A 16,382-nucleotide genomic window follows, 5' to 3' on the forward strand; every position below is an offset into this window, starting at 1 on the left:
GAGAAAGAACCATGAGTGACCGCCTCCATCCCGTCATCGCAGAGGTGACCGACCGTATCCAGGAGCGCAGCCGGAAGAGCCGCGAGTCCTATGTCAGCCTGATGAAGAAGGCCGCCGCGGAAGGGCCGAGCCGCAATGACATTTCCTGCGGCAACCTTGCCCATGCCATCGCCGGCTGCCCTGACGAGGACAAGCAGGCGCTGATGCATGGCGACAATATCAATGTCGGCATCGTCAACTCCTATAACGACATGCTCTCGGCGCACCAGCCGCTCGGCACCTATCCCGATATCATCAAGAAGGCCCTGCGCGAGGTCGGTGCCGTCGGCCAGGTCGCTGGCGGCGTACCGGCGATGTGCGATGGCGTCACCCAGGGCGAGCCCGGCATGGAGCTGTCGCTGTTCTCGCGCGATGTCATCGCCATGGCGACGGCGATCTCGCTCTCGCACAACGTTTTCGATGCGGCGCTGTGCCTTGGCGTGTGCGACAAGATCGTTCCCGGACTGATGATCGGCGCGCTGCGCTTCGGTCACCTGCCATTCGTCTTCGTACCGGCGGGGCCGATGCCTTCCGGCCTGCCGAACAAGGAAAAGGTCCGCATCCGCCAGCTTTATGCCGAAGGCAAGATCGGCCAGAAGGAATTGCTGGAAGCCGAGAGCGCGTCCTATCACTCGCCGGGCACCTGCACCTTCTATGGCACGGCGAACTCGAACCAGATGCTGATGGAGGTCATGGGCGTGCACCTGCCGGGCTCTGCCTTCATCAATCCGGGCACGCCGCTGCGCGAGGCGATGACGGCGGCAAGCGCCAGGCGCGTTGCAGAGATCACCAAGCATGGCAATGAATACACGCCGCTTTACGAGGTCGTCGACGAGAGATCGATCGTCAATGCGATGATCGGTCTGAACGCGACCGGCGGATCGACCAACCACACGATCCACCTCGTTGCCATTGCCCGCGCCGCCGGGATCATCATCGACTGGGACGATTTCTCCGAGCTTTCGGGCGTCACGCCGCTGCTGTGCCGCGTCTACCCGAATGGTCCGGCGGATGTGAACCATTTCGCCCAGGCCGGCGGCCTGCCGTTCATGATGCGCGAGCTGATGGAAAACGGCCTTCTGCATACGGACGTCAATACCGTGTCGCGCGGCGGCATGGAGGACTACAAGTCCGAGCCGTTCCTCAAGGACGGCAAGCTGCACTGGGTCGAAGCCGAAAAGGAATCGAAGGACGAGTCGATCGTGCGCCCCTATGCCAAGCCGTTCCAGCCGAGCGGCGGGCTGCAGGTTCTGTCCGGCAATATCGGGCGGGCGGTGATCAAGATCTCCGCCGTCAATCCGGAACACCAGAAAGTCACGGCGCCGGCCATCGTCTTCGACAGCCAGGCCGATCTGCTGGCGCGGTTCAAGGCAGGCGAGCTGGAATGCGATTTCATCGCCGTCGTGCGCAATCAGGGGCCGGGTGCCAACGGTATGCCGGAACTGCACAAGCTGACGCCGCCGCTCGGCGTCATCCAGGACAAGGGCTACAAGGTCGCGCTGGTCACTGATGGCCGCATGTCGGGCGCGTCCGGCAAGGTGCCGGCGGCGATCCACCTGTCGCCGGAAACGGTCAAGGGCGGCATTATCGGCAAGATTCGCGATGGCGACATGATCACGCTCGACGCCGTCAATGGCGTGCTGAGCGTCGATGTCAGCGACGAGGAGCTGACCGCGCGCGAGGCGCCGCCATCCGACATCATCGCCAATGAGACCGGCATGGGGCGCGAGCTCTTCGCCGGCATGCGCCAGGTCGCCTCGACCGCCGAAACCGGGGCGATCACCTTTGCCTCCGCCGTGGCATTCTGAAGCCGTCACGGCACGAACTGAATAGGGAAGAAATCGTTGAGTAAGCCTTTTCTCATCGCGGATATTGGCGGCACCAATGCCCGCTTCTGCCTCGCCACGCTCGACGATTCTGCCGATGGCGTGCATCTTTTCGAGCGCAAGGACTATAAATCCAGCGAGTATGACAAGCTGGAAGACGCGCTGAACGATTATCTCGGGGGCATTTCAGAAAGCGATCTGAAAGATGCGTGTTTCGCGGTTGCCGGGCCGATCAAGGACAGGGTGGTGGACTTCACCAATTCCGCCTGGATGCTTGACGGCAACAGGCTGGAGAAGAGCCTGTCGCTCGACCACATGATGGTGGTCAATGATTTCCGCGCCATGACCTATGGCACGCTGTTCCTGCCCGAAGACGAGAGGGTCGAGATCAAGCCCGGTGACATCCTGCCGGATTATCCGCGGGCTGTACTCGGGCCGGGGACGGGTCTCGGTCTCGGCCTGATCGTGCCGTTCGAGGGGAATTACCGCGTCGTCGCGACCGAGGGCGGGCATGTCAGCTTCTCCCCGCGCACGGAGCGGCAGATCGCCGTGCTGCAGCACCTGACGCGCATGTTCGGCCATGTGACGTTCGAGCGGATCGTCTCCGGCAAGGGCATCCTCAACACCTATCGCGCCCTGTGTGCCATCGACCAGCACCATTGCGACCTGAAGACACCGGAACAGGTCACGACCGCCGCGCTCGAGCATAATGATCAGCTGGCGGAGGAAACACTGGACATGTTCTGCGACGCGCTCGGCATCTATGCCGGCAATATCGTGCTGTCGACCGGGGCGCGGGGCGGGGTCAGCCTTGCCGGCGGTATCCTGCCGAAGATCCGCGAATTCTTCGAGGCCAGTACGTTCCGCCAGGCATTCTCCGACAAGTCGCCGATGGACCATTATTTCGACGACATCCCCGTCCATCTCATCACATCGCCCAATACTGCCCTGATCGGGGCCGCAAAGCTCTTGAAGGATTTCGGATAATGACGATCGACACCATACTCGACAAGGCGACCATCATCCCGGTCATCGAGATCGCTGATGCAGGCGTCGCCGGTGACCTTGCCCGGGCTTTCCTCGATGGCGGACTGGAAGTGATCGAGCTGACCATGCGCACGCCCGCCGCGCTCGATGCGCTGGCTGCGATCAAGAAAGCCGCGCCGTCACTGATCACCGGCATGGGCACGGTGCTGAACGAAGCCGACTACAAGGCCTCCGTCGATCATGGTGCGGATTTTATCGTCTCGCCCGGCATCACCCTGCCGCTGCTCTCCTTTGCCGAAACCCAGTCCGTGCCGATCCTGCCCGGCATCGCCACGGCGAGCGAGGCGATGACGGCGATGGATCATGGCTTCACCGCCCTGAAATTCTTCCCCGCCGAGGTCGCTGGTGGCGCGCCCTATATCAAGGCCCTGGGCGGGCCGCTCAAATCCCTTCGCTTCTGCCCGACGGGCGGCGTGTCGCCGGACAATGCGAAGGACTATCTGTCGCTGCCGAATGTCGTTTGCGCCGGCGGCTCGTGGATCGCGACCAGGCAGATGATCGACGGGCACAAATGGGACGAGATCACCGCCACGTCGAAAGCGGCGGTTGCTCTGTACAAAGAGATAAAGGGCTAGTAGTCCTTCTTGTAATTGGCCGAGACGCTCTGGGCACCGGTCTCTTCCAGCGTCGATTCCACGGTAATGTGATCGGAGACTTCATAGGTCACGCTGACTGAATTGCCGGCGTTGCCCAGGCCCTGCGTTGCCGAGACATAGACCTCGTCCGAGACATATTTGCCGACGGTCAGCGTGCCGCCGCCGGTTTCCGCATCCTCGCCGAAGGACAGCGTGTCGAGGCCTGCAGACCGGCGCAGGGAATTGGTGATGCCGCCGCCGCCGAACGGGCCGGTCGCGGTCAGGGCTGCGACCGACTGGGCGATCTGCAGGGATTCATAGGCGGTCAGCTGGCCCGGGTCCTTGCCGAACAGGATCAGCGACATGATGTCTTCCTGCGGCAGGGTCGGGGTGGAGGTCAGGCGGATATCGGGCGACTCCGAAGATCCGGTGACCCGGATCGTTGCGGTGATGTCGCCACGCGCCGGTGTATTGGTCTCATAGCTTGCCGCGAGGTCGAGCCGCGGGGTCAGGCCGTTCGGCTCCGCAAAGATGATCTCGCCATTGGTAATATTGAAACGCCGCCCGGCGAATTCGAACACGCCGTCGACATTTTCGATCGCTCCGTTGAGGACCGGCTTGGTTGCCGTGCCTGTCACGTCGAGATCGGCCTGCCATTCGCTCTGCAGGCCGCGGCCGCTGATATAGATTTGATTGTCAGCGGTGATGGAAAGGTCGAGCGCGATGGTGACCGGTGTCGGGGCTTCTGCCTCCTCGCGGTCCGCCCGGATCGGTTCATTGTTTTCGTCGACGCGAACGACCGTGACCGGCGTATAGCTCTTGCGCGACGGTGTCTCCGGAATGATCGCGTCGAGGTTCCGGATATTGATGTCGCCGGCAAGCAGCATCTCGCGCGCCGTGCCCGTCACGTCGAGATTGCTGGAGACGGTGACGGAGAGATCGGAGGATTCGATCAGTGTCGCCCGATCGAGCACCAGCGTGCCCTCGACGCTGGAGCCTGCTTCCCCGGCGACGCCGCCGAACAGCAGCTCGCCGGTCAGGTCGAATGCATCGGCCCGGCCCGTCGCATCGCTCGCCGTTACCGAGAACGAGCCGGTCGAGCCGCTGGCGTCGTAGGAAAAGGACAGATCGCCGTTCATGTCGTTGAGCACGGCACCGGAGCGCGGTTCCTCGAACCGGCCATCGACCAGCCGCGCATTGCCGGCGATCTCCGGCTGCTCCAGCGTGCCGCCGATATCGATCTCGGAGACCAGCTGGCCGGTCAGGAAATTCTCGTCGAGCGGCACGAAGGCGACGATATTCTCGATGCCTGCATCATAGACGAAGCGGCCATCGATGGCGCCATCGCCGGTCCCGACCGACAGGCTCTCGCCGCGTATCAGCGCGACCGGCACGGACATGGTCAGTTCGCCGGGAAAGTCGTTGTCGGCATCGCGCAAGCGGGCGCGCAGGGACAGCGTTTCGCCATTCCACTCGCCCTGCGCGGTCAGGCGGTGCAATTCGTCATTCTGGTCCTGCACTTCGCCGGAGAGGGTAAGCGTGCCGGGCACCGCCTCATCCGTATCGAGATCGATCTCGAAGGTGAGTGGCGACTGCAGGCCGGGGACACGCACGGCGGTGCCCGATGCGTCGAGCACCCAGCGGTCGGGGCCATACTGACCGGCAATGATGAACTCGCTGCGGTCGAAACTGTCGATCCGGGTCTCGGCGAAGGTGACGACGCCATTGCTATAGGCGATGCGGGTCGGCTCGAGCAGGCGGATCGTCTCGTCCGGCGTACCGGCCCCGGTGCGGGCGACAAAGCTCGCGATATCGGCGGTAAAGCCGTCCGCGGTCTGTCCGACCGTCGCCTCGCTGGTCAGGCTGGTGACGAGATAGTCATTGGGCAGAAGGATGTTAACGGCGGTGAGGTCGATATCGGCACTCTGTGCGGTGCCGCGCACCGTCAGTTCGAGGGACTCAAGCGCGGCGTCGGCGGTGCGCAGATCGGTTGCGGTGATATCGGCGCTGATGGTGCGGGTGTCGCCCTGCATGGCGGTGTCGAAGGTCACACTCGCCGTGCCTGAAACAGACCGGTCGGCGCTGATGGCGACATCGCCGGTGGTTTCCAGTTGCAGATCGCCGCTCGCGGCCATGGTTTCCGGGTTGACCCGGGCATCGCCAGACACGCTGAGAAGCGCGGACGAAAAGGAGATATCGCGAGCGACGATATCGTCAGACTGCAGCGTATCGAGAACGACGCGCCCGGTATAGGAATTGTCAGCCGACTGCAGGCTCAGGCTGCCATCGGGCCGCTGCGGCAGGCCGTTGAAGCTCGCTTGAAGGACGCCGGCAGCAAAGGCCTGATCCGACAGCGAGCCCGCGGCATAATCGCTGGTCAGCTCCAGCGCCAGAGTGTCGAGCGGACCGCTGACGGAAAACCGGCTGCGTATCGGGCCATCGAAGCTGACTGCGTCGGTGAAGACCGCGATAATGGCTGGCGCAACGCTCAGGGAGCCGGAGGAGGAAACGCGCTCGGCGTCCATGTCATAGTCAGCATTGCCGTTGAGCACGATAGTGGCGTTGCCGCGCTGCTGGCCGGCGTAGAGGTCGATATTCTGTGCCCGCAGCTGAGACGCGCCATAGGTGATGTCGGCGCTGGCGTTGAGGCCGCGCGGGAACAGCTCGTTGAGGGTTTCGTCATCGACCGGCAATCGCGCCATGCTGACGGAAATGTCGCCGGTCAGGGTCTCTTCGGCGTAATCGAGATCGGTGAAGTCAATCTGGCCGGCCGGCGTTGCCAGCGTGCCCGTCGCGGCGACAGCGCCATCGGCATCATAGGCGAGTTGCCCGGTCAGGACATTCTGTCCGGCGATCGTGCTGGCCCCGATGGTCCCGGCATAGGCGCGGTCGAGATCCAGTGTCAGGTCGATCTCGCCATTGTCGATAGTGCCGTCATCGCCGATTCCGGTGACCTCGCCAGACAGGGTGCCGAACGCGCCTTCGATTGTCTGCATTCTGACCGTTCGGCGCCCCAGATTCGTGGTGACGGCAAGGTCGAGGATCAGCGCGTCGCCGGCCGCTTCGCGCGCCGCTTCCGGCCATTGCGCGCCGGGGGAGACGCTGCCGGTCAGGGAGAGGCTGTCGCGGGAGGCAAGATCGCCGCTGAATTCCAGCTCTGCCGTGCCATAAGCGGCAGCCTCAGCAGTGAGCGTGCCCGCCCACGCGCCGAGCGGCCCCTTGCCGGTCAGCGCAATTTCCACCGGCCCGCCGGCATCGAGATAATAATTGACGAGACCATTTTCGGAGGATCTGGCCGTCAGGTCGACAGTGAGGATCCGGCGCTGGGTTTTGACCAGCATACGGATCAGGTCGTCATTGTCGCCAGTGGTGATAGTGAGGTCCGACGACAGGCGGTTATCGGCGGTGGAGAAGCGCCCCTCGGCACGGATCGTGCGGGCCTCCCCGGCAATGCCCTCTGCAAGGCGCAGCGAGGAGATCGTGATGCGCTCGATATCGATCCAGGGCAGCTCCTGCGGCAGGGAGAAGGGTTCGTCCCCGGTCTCTTCCTCCGGGGCCGGACGGTCCGGCGGCAGGGCATGGAGGTCGGCATCCTGCAGGGTGAATTCGCGGATCAGCACCTTGCGGTTCATCAGGGCAAAGGGGTTCCAGAGCATGACGGCGCGATCTGCCTCGAACCAGACCTCTCCATCGGCGCTGAGGGTGATGTCGTTGATTGCGATGCGACCGGGCAGCCCATTCTCCAGTTCACCGATGGTCAGCTCGCTCTGCAGCTGGTCACGCACGACCTGTTGGGCGATGCTTTCGGCGCGGGTCTTCAGGAAATCGCGGCCCGGCGGCGTATGCACGAAATAGAGCCACGTGACGATCACCGCGCCGATGATCAAGGCACCAATGATAAGGACTATGTTGAACGCGAGCCGCATCAGAAAGGCTGCCCCAGCGCGATATAGAACTGGATAGCATCATCGCTGTCACGCGGGTTGAGCGGCGTGGCGAGATCGACGCGCAAGGGCCCGATGGGCGTCAGGTAACGCGCGCCGATACCAGCACCCCACAGCACTTCCTCGGAAAAATCAGGTACTTCGCTGTCGGACACCGTGCCGCCGTCGAGAAACAGGGCAAGCTGGATCTTCTCGCGGAGATTATACCGCGCCTCGGTATTGACCTCGATGATCGATGCGCCGCCGATGGGGTTGCCTCGGACATTGAGAGGGCCTGCTTCCTGATAGGCGAAACCGCGAACAGATCCACCGCCACCTGCATAGAAACGCTCCGTGGCCGGTATATCGAAGGTATCAACCCCAAAGCTGGAGCCGATCAGACCGCGCACCGCCAGTGTGTACTGGTTGTCCTCGCCCAGCGTCGTCCGTGTCGCGCCGGTCAGTGTGCCGCGCAGGAAGTTGACATCGCCGACATAGGGCGTCAGGCCGATACCGGCACGGAAGCCGCGCGTCGGGTTCAGCAGATCATTGTCGCTGTTCCAGGAAAGCGAAAAGGGAATCTTGGCATAGGTGAAAGTGGCGGTTCTGAACCTGTCCGTCGACGACAGGCGGGCGCGGGCATCCTCGACTTGCGAATAGGCGATGCCAAGACCGCCGGAGGCTTCCAGCTTTTCCGCAAACCACGTCTTGCTCAGGGATGACGACAGTTCAAGCGTCTGCGCGTCGAACGCATCGGTGATGTCGTTGGTGAAGGATATCTCGCTCTCGAACCGGCCAGGCAGGGTTGGCAGCGGCTTACCTAAAGTCAGCCCAAGGATCTGTTCGGGGCCGGACAGTTTCGTCTGGGCAGTCAGTGTTTCACCACGCCGCAGCAGATTGCGGTTCTGCCAGTACAGGCTGACACCGGGACCGACATCGGTGGCGTAGGAGACGCCAGCACCGACGGTGCGGTGGTCGCGTTCGCTGACGGTAACGATCAGGTCCGTTCGCCCGTCCGGTTGCGTTTGCCCGGGCTCGACACTGATCTCCCGGAACAGGCCGGTCTTGCCCAGTTTTTCCCGGTAATCGACGACTTCATCGCGGTTATAAAGCGTGCCTTCTTCCCATGGGGCATAGGCAGCGATGAAGGTCTCCCGAGTGCGGTCCGTTTCCTGAACGACGGCCTCGCCGAAATAGGCTTCCGGCCCTGAGGTGATCTCGAATACGGCCACGGCATTGCCGGTGTCGAAATTTGCCTCGACGAAATGGCGGTTGGCCCGCGCCGCGGGATAGCCATTCTGCTGCAGCCAGGTCAGCAGCCGGTTTTCCAGCCGGGCGAGGGCGTCGCCGCTCGGATCGTTCCCGGTGGTGACATCGGCTTCGGCGAATGTCTGCGGGCGGTCGGCGGTGATTTCGTCCTGATAGGCGATCCGATAATCGGTGATGTCGAAGCGCGGGCCGCGGTCGATCTCGAAGGTGATCAGTGCACGGTCATCGCTGCGCACGACCATTGGTGCGATCGAGGCGGCGTAGTAGCCCTTCGAGTTGAGCGCTTCCTGCATACGGTTTGCATCGTCCTGCGCAGTGCGGCGGATGGAGGCAAGGCTGGTATAGGTGCGGTCGGTCCCGACAAGGTTCGACAGGGCGCGCAGCTCGCGGCGCAGATCATCGCTCGTCAGCCCTTCGATGATCACCTCGCGCTCGAAATCAAGTGCCCAAGCGGGGGCGAGGATCGGCGTGGCGACAGCAAGGGCCGCAGCAACGACTACACTGGTCGCAAGCCGGGGATACCGGGGAAATGGTCTGGTCTGGCCCAACTTCAAAATCACACTGACAACGGTAAAGAATTCTTATCCATATCTAGGCCGCCCTGATTAATATCACATGAAAAGCGCGAGCTACTCTAAAGTTCCGTAATCTATGGGCTTTCGAGCAATTACAGTGCCAACTGCACCATTGTTTTGACACCCCCCATGCAGCGGATAAGTTGGGTCCATCTCGCGGGGAAAGAAGGTGTGAGTATGGATTTGAAATTCAGCGACAGGGAAGAAGCATTCCGGCAGGAGGTGAAAGCCTTTCTGGACGAGGCGTGGCCGGCTGAAAAACGCGGCAGCAAGACTGAGTTTACCCGGGATAACTACCTCGACTGGCACCGTAAGCTTCATGCGCGCGGCTGGATCGCCCCGGCCTGGCCGGAGGAATATGGCGGCACCGGCTGGACGCCGACGCAGCGCTATATCTTCGACAAGGAATGCGCCGCCGCCGATGCCTTCCCGATCCTGCCCTTCAACATCTCCATGGTCGGCCCGGTGATCTACACTTTCGGCTCAGACGAGCAGAAAGAGCGCTTCCTGCCGCCGACCCTGTCCGGCGACATCTGGTGGTGCCAGGGCTATTCCGAGCCCGGCGCAGGGTCCGATCTCGCCAGCTTGCGCACCAGGGCTGTCCGCGACGGGGATGATTACATCGTCAACGGGTCGAAGACCTGGACGACGCTGGCGCAATATGCCGACTGGATCTTCTGTCTCGTGCGCACCGACCCGAATGCCGGGAAAAAGCAGCAGGGGATTTCCTTCCTGCTCATCGACATGAAGTCGCCGGGCATCACCGTGCGTCCGATCATCACGCTGGGCGGCGACCACGAGGTCAACGAAGTGTTCTTCGAAAATGTCCGTGTACCGGCTGACAATCTCGTCGGGCAGGAGAACCAGGGCTGGACCTATGCCAAGTTCCTGCTGACCCATGAACGCTCCAACATCGCCGGCGTGCATCAATCATGGCGCGCGCTCGACCGGCTGAAGCAGATCGCTGCGGACAAGGACCTGTATGGCGATGCGCCGAGCCTGATGGAGGATGCCGATTTCGTCCGCCGCATTGCCGAGACGGAGATCGACTTGACGGCGCTGGAATTCACCGAGTTGCGCGCGCTTGCCCGCGAAGAATCCGGTGGCGGCATGGGGCCGGAAAGCTCGCTGCTGAAAATACGCGGCACGGAAATCCAGCAGCGCATTTCGCACATGTTCCTCGACGCCGCGGGCACTTACGGACTGCCGTTCCAGCGCGAGCTCGGCCACAAAGAAGCGCCCCCCTCCAACAGTCAGGTGGGGCCGGACTTCGCGGTCGAGACCGCTGCGCGCTATTTCAACATGCGCAAGACAACGATCTATGGCGGCACCAATGAAATCCAGCGCAATATCATCGCCAAGATGATCTTGGGTCTTTAGAAGATAGCGGCTTTTAGGAGCGACACTGATGAATTTCGATCTGACAGACGAACAGGAGATGATCCGGGAGTCGCTTTCCCGGTTCCTGCGCGACCGCTATGATTTCGAGGCGCGCGGCAAGATCATCAGGTCCGAGGCAGGCTGGAACCCGGAGGTCTGGGGGCAGCTGGCCGAGCTTGGCCTGATGGCCGTGCCCTTTGCCGAGGCCCATGGCGGGCTCGATGGCGGACCGACGGATATCATGGTGGTGATGGAGGAGCTGGGCCGGGCGCTGGTGGTCGAGCCATACCTGCCGACCGTGGTGCTGGCAGGGTCGATCCTGCAGGCCGTCGGCGGCACTGTCGCCGAAGAGCTGATCCCGCAGATCGCCGGCGGCGAGCTGGTCATGGGGCTCGCCTATGCCGAGCCGCGCAGCCGCTACGATCTCTTCCATGTCGAAACGACGGCAGAGAAAACGGGCGATGCCTATGCGCTGGCCGGCCATAAATCGGTCGTCCTCGCCGCGCCGCTGGCCGGCAGGCTGATCGTTTCGGCACGGACAGATGGCGGCACCCGCGACCGCGACGGCATCGGCCTGTTCCTGGTCGATCCGCAGGCGGATGGCGTGACGGTGAAGGATTATCGCACCATCGATGGCTTCGCCGCCGGGGATGTGATCCTCGACAAGGCGCCGGCCACGCTGATCGGCACGCAAGGCGAGGGGCTCGCCCTGCTGGAAATGGCCGTCGACCGGGGCATCATCGCCTGCGCGGCGGAAATGACCGGGCTTGCGAAACGCATGACCGAACTGACGGTGGACTATACCCGCCAGCGCGAGCAGTTCGGCGTGCCGCTGTCAAAGCAGCAGGTGCTGCAACACACCATGGCCGACATGTTCATGGCGGGCGAGGAAATGAAGTCGATGGCCGTCCGCGCCACGGCGCTCGCCGATGCCGATCCGGAGGAGCGGGCGAAAGCCGCGGCCATGGCCAAGGTCTTCATCGGCAAGACCGGCAAGTTCGTCGGCGAGGCGGCGGTCCAGCTGCATGGCGGTATGGGCATTACGGAGGAAATGGCCATCGGCCACTACTTCATGCATGCGACCATGCTCGACACGCTGTTCGGCAATCGCGACTATCACCAGCGCCGCTATGAAATGCTGACCGGCCTGAGAAAGGACGCAGCATGAGAACCGTCAGCCGCAAGGATCTCGAAGGCATGATCGGCAGCGAGGTCGGCGTTTCCGACTGGTGCACCATCGACCAGCAGACGATCAACAAGTTTGCCGATATCACCCATGATCACCAGTTCATCCATGTCGATGAGGCGGCAGCGGCGAAGACCCCGTTCGGCGGCACCGTCGCCCACGGCTTCCTGACCCTGTCCATGCTGTCGCATCTGGCCGCGACAGCGGGCATGCCGGTGCTGGAAGACCTCGTCATGGGCATCAATTATGGCTTCGACAAGGTGCGCTTCGTCCAGCCGGTGAGGGCGGGAAAGCGCGTGCGCGGACGGTTCGTCTTGGGCGCGGTGGAAGAGGGCAGCCATGGCCGCTTCACCCTGAAATTTGGCGTCACGGTAGAGATCGAGGGCGAGGACAAACCCGCCCTTGCCGCCGAATGGCTGACCATGCAAGTGGTGCAGCAACAGCAATAGACGGAGTGACGACACGATGACGGATGAAATCAGGTTCGACGGTCAGGTCGCGATAGTCACCGGCGCCGGTGGCGGTCTCGGGCGCTCCCACGCGCTGGAACTTGCCAAGCGCGGCGCTAAAGTGGTCGTCAACGATCTCGGCGGCGCGCGCGATGGCACGGGTGCCTCCAGCGAAGCTGCGTTGAAGGTCGTCGAGGAAATCCGGATGGCGGGCGGCGAGGCCATCGCCAATGGCGCCAATGTCACCAATCGCGACCAGGTCGAGAAAATGGTCGCCGATGCGCTGAACGAGTGGGGCCGCGTCGATATCCTGATCAACAATGCCGGCATCTTGCGCGACAAGACTTTCGCCAAGATGGACATGGACGATTTCGAACTGGTGCTCGACGTGCATGTCACCGGCAGCGCCAATTGCACCAAGGCGGTCTGGCCGGTGATGCGCGAGCAGAATTACGGGCGCATCATGATGACGTCCTCGCCCTCCGGCCTGTACGGCATTTTCGGCCAGGCCAATTACGGCGCGGCGAAAGCGGCGCTGATCGGCTTCATGAACGCGCTGCATCTGGAAGGCGCGAAATACAACATCCATGTCAACGCGCTGGCACCGACGGCGGCAACGCGGATGACGGAGGATCTCGGCATCCCGGACCAGGTCTTCGAGCAGATGAAACCGGAAGCCGTGACCGCCGGGGTGATCTGGCTGGTCAGCAAGGACGGCCCGTCGAAAGCGATCCTGTCCTGCGCCGCCGGCGGCTTTGCCCGCGCCTTTATGGCGGAGACGGACGGTGTCTATCTGCCCCCGGGTAAGCTGTCGCCCGAGGCTGTCGCCGAGCACTGGGACGCCATATCCGACACATCGACCATCAATTTCTACCAGGACTCAAACGGGCCGAACATGAACTTCCTCGGCAAGATCGCGGCCCACCAGAAAAAATCAGGAGACCAATCATGAGAGAAGCCGTCATCGTATCGACCGCCCGCACGCCCATTGGCCGCGCCTATCGCGGCGCGTTCAACAATACCCCGTCGCCGACACTGGCCGGCCACGCGATCAGCCACGCTGTCGAACGGGCCGGGGTCGATGGCGCCGACGTCGATGACGTCATTCTCGGCGCAGCGATGCAGCAGGGCTATCAGGCCAACAATATCGCCCGCAACGCGCTCCTGCGCGCCGGCCTGCCGGTGACGGTCGCCGGCATGTCCGTTGACCGTCAGTGTGCGTCGGGCATGATGGCGATCGCGACGGCGGCCAAGCAGGTCATCACCGACAATATGCAGATCGTCGTCGGCGGCGGCGTTGAATCCATCTCCATGGTGCAGACGCCGGAATTCCGCATCCAGGCCGACAAGTCGCTCGTCGAGATGCACCCGAAGGCCTACATCTCCATGATCGAGACGGCGGAGATCGTCTCGACCCGCTATGGCATCTCGCGCGAGGCCCAGGACGAATACGCCCTGAAATCGCAGCAGCGCACCGCCGCGGCGCAGGAAGCCGGCAAGTTCGATGACGAGATCGTGCCGCTGCCCTCGAAGATGATGGTCAAGGACAAGGAAACCGGCACCATCTCCGAAAAGGACGTGACCCTCGAGAAGGACGAGGGCAATCGTCCGGAGACGACGCTTGACGGCCTGTCCGGCCTGAAGCCGGTCATGGGCGCGGATGCCTACATCACCGCCGGCAATGCCAGCCAGCTCTCCGATGGCGCGTCCGCCGCAGTCGTCATGGAAGCGAAGGAAGCCGAAAAGCGCGGCCTGACGCCGCTGGGGTACTATCGCGGCATCGCCGTTGCCGGGCTCGAGCCGGACGAGATGGGCATCGGCCCGGTCTATGCGATCCCGAAGCTGCTCAAAGCGCACAACCTGTCCATGGACGATATCGGCCTGTGGGAGCTGAACGAGGCCTTCGCCGTGCAGGTCCTCTATTGCCGCGACAAGCTCGGCATTCCCGACGATCTGCTCAACGTCAATGGCGGCGCGATCTCCGTCGGCCACCCCTATGGCATGTCCGGCGCGCGCATGGTCGGTCACGCCCTGATCGAGGGCAAGCGGCGCGGCGCGAAATATGTCGTGTGCACCATGTGTGTCGGCGGCGGCATGGGGGCTGCCGGCCTATTTGAGGTCGCCTAGATGCCCAATATCATCTCGCGCCGCGATCTCGATTTCCTGCTCTATGAGATGCTGGATGCCGAAAGCCTGACGACTAAACCGCTTTATGCGGAGCATTCGCGCGAAGTGTTCGACCAGATCATGGACACGGCGGAAAAGCTGGGGGAGAATGTCTTCCAGCCGATCGCGGCGCTGACCGACCGGGAAGAGCCCAAATTCGACAATGGCCGCACCATCCTGCCGAAGGAAACCAGGGAAGCGCTGGACGCTTACGTCGAGGCCGGCTTTCCGGCGATGAGCTTCCCGGAAGCGCTGGGCGGGCTGCAATTGCCCTATCTGATTTCCCAGGGCGTCGGCGCGATCATGGGCGCGGCCAATGGCAATGTCTCCGGTTACATGATGCTGACGGGTGCCGCTGCGCGGCTGATCATCGCCCATGGCTCCGGCGAGCAGATCGCGCGCTTCGCGGCGCCGATGATCGAGGGCCGCTGGTTCGGCACGATGTGCCTGTCAGAGCCGCAGGCGGGCTCGTCGCTGGCCGATATCCGCACGAAGGCCGAGCGCCGCGAGGACGGCACTTACAACATCACCGGCAACAAGATGTGGATCTCCGGCGGGGAACACGACTTGTCGGAAAACATCGTCCATATGGTCCTCGCCAGGGTGCCGGGCGGCCCGGCGGGTGTGAAGGGCATCTCTTTGTTCATCGTGCCGAAATTCATTCCCGATGCGGATGGAAACCCGGGCGACCGCAATGATGTCGTGCTTGCCGGCCTCAACCACAAGATGGGCAATCGCGCCACGGTCAACACGGTGCTGAACTTTGGCGACGCGGGCGGCGCGACCGGCTGGCTCGTCGGCGGGGAGGGCATGGGGCTTGCCGCCATGTTCCACATGATGAACGAGGCGCGCATCGCCGTCGGCCTCGGCGCGGCCTCGACCGCCTATACTGGCTATCTCCACGCGCTTGACTACGCGAAAGACCGCAGGCAGGGCCGCGCCCTCGACGACAAGAACCCGGAAAATCCCATGGTGCCGATCATCGAGCATGCGGATGTGAAACGGATGCTGCTGCAGCAAAAGGCCTATGCCGAGGGCGCCGTCGCCCTGTGCCTGACCGGTGCGCGCATGATCGACGATGAGAAGACGGCAGAGGATGAGACCGAAAAGGCGCGGCTGAACCTGCTGCTGGAGCTGCTGACGCCGGTGATGAAGTCATGGCCGTCTGAATACGGCCCCCGCGCCAATGACCAGGCGATCCAGGTCCATGGCGGCTATGGCTATACCCGCGACTATCCGGTCGAACGTCTGTACCGGGACAATCGCCTCAACCCGATCCACGAAGGCACAAAGGGCATTCAGGGTCTCGACCTGCTCGGCCGGAAAGTGGTGATGCAGGATGGCGCGGCGATACAGGCGCTGGGCGCCGAAATCCGCAAGACGCTGGACGAGGCATCGCACAAGACAGACTATCCTTATATCGGCGAGTTCGGCGACACGCTGCTGGAGTATTGGGAAAAGCTGACGACCACGACCATGGAAATGGCTGCGAAGGCTAGGGTGGCAGGACCGAAGGCCTACCTCGCCAATGCCACGATCTATCTTGATGCCTTCGGCCATGTCGTCGTCGCGTGGATCTGGCTGCGCCAGGCGATCATTGCCGCGCGGGCGATGGAGGCGGGCACATCGGAGCAGAATTTCTATCGCGGCAAGCTGCAGGCCTGCCGCTATTTCTTCGCCTACGAATTGCCGTCCGTTACGCCGATGCTGGACCTGCTGGCGACGCTGGATACGACGTGCATGGAGATGCATGAGGGGTGGTTTTAGCGAAAGTGCATTTGCGCCGCCGACAGAGCCGGCTGCGCCCCTTGACGAATCCGTATACGGTGGAACAAGAGAACATGTCTCCCCTCTTGTCATCCCGGACGCCGCAGGCGATCCGGGACCCAGCTCTGAACCCGTGTTTGCTTGTAGGGCGTGGTTGATCGAAAGAAGCTCAATGCTCTC

Annotated in this window: 11 protein-coding genes; 9 read left to right on the forward strand and 2 right to left on the reverse strand. The window is 62.8% G+C overall.

Going from position 1 to position 16,382, the window contains the following annotated elements; all coding sequences use genetic code 11:
- Positions 1-11 precede the first annotated feature (11 nt).
- The 3 genes from edd to eda are packed head-to-tail and all read left to right on the forward strand — an operon-like array spanning position 12 to position 3,487.
- Positions 12-1,847 (forward strand): phosphogluconate dehydratase, encoded by a 1,836-nt coding sequence (edd, locus tag IEV88_RS01785; RefSeq protein WP_188159579.1) that lies wholly within the window; start codon positions 12-14, stop codon positions 1,845-1,847.
- Between the two features lie 36 nt (positions 1,848-1,883).
- Positions 1,884-2,852, forward strand: a complete 969-nt coding sequence (gene glk, locus IEV88_RS01790) for a glucokinase (RefSeq protein ID WP_188159580.1) — start codon at positions 1,884-1,886, stop codon at positions 2,850-2,852.
- Positions 2,852-3,487, forward strand: coding sequence for a bifunctional 4-hydroxy-2-oxoglutarate aldolase/2-dehydro-3-deoxy-phosphogluconate aldolase (eda, locus tag IEV88_RS01795; protein ID WP_188159581.1), 636 nt, complete (start codon positions 2,852-2,854; stop codon positions 3,485-3,487). The genes glk and eda overlap by 1 nt, the downstream gene beginning before the upstream one ends.
- On the opposite strand, the gene IEV88_RS01800 is transcribed toward eda, so the two are convergent.
- Both IEV88_RS01800 and IEV88_RS01805 read right to left on the reverse strand, forming a co-directional pair.
- The gene (locus IEV88_RS01800) at positions 3,484-7,413 is read right to left on the reverse strand and encodes a translocation/assembly module TamB domain-containing protein (protein ID WP_188159582.1); all 3,930 of its coding nucleotides are present in this window, start codon (positions 7,411-7,413) and stop codon (positions 3,484-3,486) included. The genes eda and IEV88_RS01800 overlap by 4 nt on opposite strands.
- Positions 7,413-9,227 carry an autotransporter assembly complex protein TamA gene (locus tag IEV88_RS01805; protein ID WP_188159583.1) on the reverse strand — a complete coding sequence of 605 codons (1,815 nt, stop codon included), beginning with the start codon at positions 9,225-9,227 and terminating at the stop codon, positions 7,413-7,415. The genes IEV88_RS01800 and IEV88_RS01805 overlap by 1 nt, the downstream gene beginning before the upstream one ends.
- A 204-nt stretch (positions 9,228-9,431) precedes the next feature.
- Here IEV88_RS01805 and IEV88_RS01810 point away from each other — a divergent pair, with 204 nt between their 5' ends.
- From IEV88_RS01810 to IEV88_RS01835, 6 genes are read left to right on the forward strand one after another with little or no spacing between them, the layout of a single operon-like run.
- The gene (locus tag IEV88_RS01810; protein WP_188159584.1) at positions 9,432-10,634 is read left to right on the forward strand and encodes an acyl-CoA dehydrogenase family protein; all 1,203 of its coding nucleotides are present in this window, start codon (positions 9,432-9,434) and stop codon (positions 10,632-10,634) included.
- Between the two features lie 28 nt (positions 10,635-10,662).
- Positions 10,663-11,802, forward strand: coding sequence for an acyl-CoA dehydrogenase family protein (locus IEV88_RS01815; protein WP_188159585.1), 1,140 nt, complete (start codon positions 10,663-10,665; stop codon positions 11,800-11,802).
- A complete protein-coding gene (locus IEV88_RS01820; protein ID WP_188159586.1) occupies positions 11,799-12,269 on the forward strand; it encodes a MaoC family dehydratase in 471 nt (156 codons plus the stop codon). Before IEV88_RS01815 ends, IEV88_RS01820 begins: the two co-directional genes overlap by 4 nt.
- 16 nt (positions 12,270-12,285) lie before the next feature.
- The gene (locus IEV88_RS01825; RefSeq protein ID WP_188159587.1) at positions 12,286-13,221 is read left to right on the forward strand and encodes an SDR family oxidoreductase; all 936 of its coding nucleotides are present in this window, start codon (positions 12,286-12,288) and stop codon (positions 13,219-13,221) included.
- Positions 13,218-14,396: an acetyl-CoA C-acyltransferase gene (locus tag IEV88_RS01830; protein ID WP_188159588.1), complete on the forward strand. Its 1,179-nt coding sequence runs from the start codon at positions 13,218-13,220 to the stop codon at positions 14,394-14,396. Before IEV88_RS01825 ends, IEV88_RS01830 begins: the two co-directional genes overlap by 4 nt.
- A complete protein-coding gene (locus IEV88_RS01835) occupies positions 14,397-16,202 on the forward strand; it encodes an acyl-CoA dehydrogenase (RefSeq protein WP_188159589.1) in 1,806 nt (601 codons plus the stop codon). It begins immediately after the preceding gene.
- Positions 16,203-16,382: the final 180 nt, after the last annotated feature.

The organism is Aquisalinus flavus (assembly GCF_014640095.1).
Classification (GTDB): domain Bacteria; phylum Pseudomonadota; class Alphaproteobacteria; order Caulobacterales; family Parvularculaceae; genus Aquisalinus; species Aquisalinus flavus.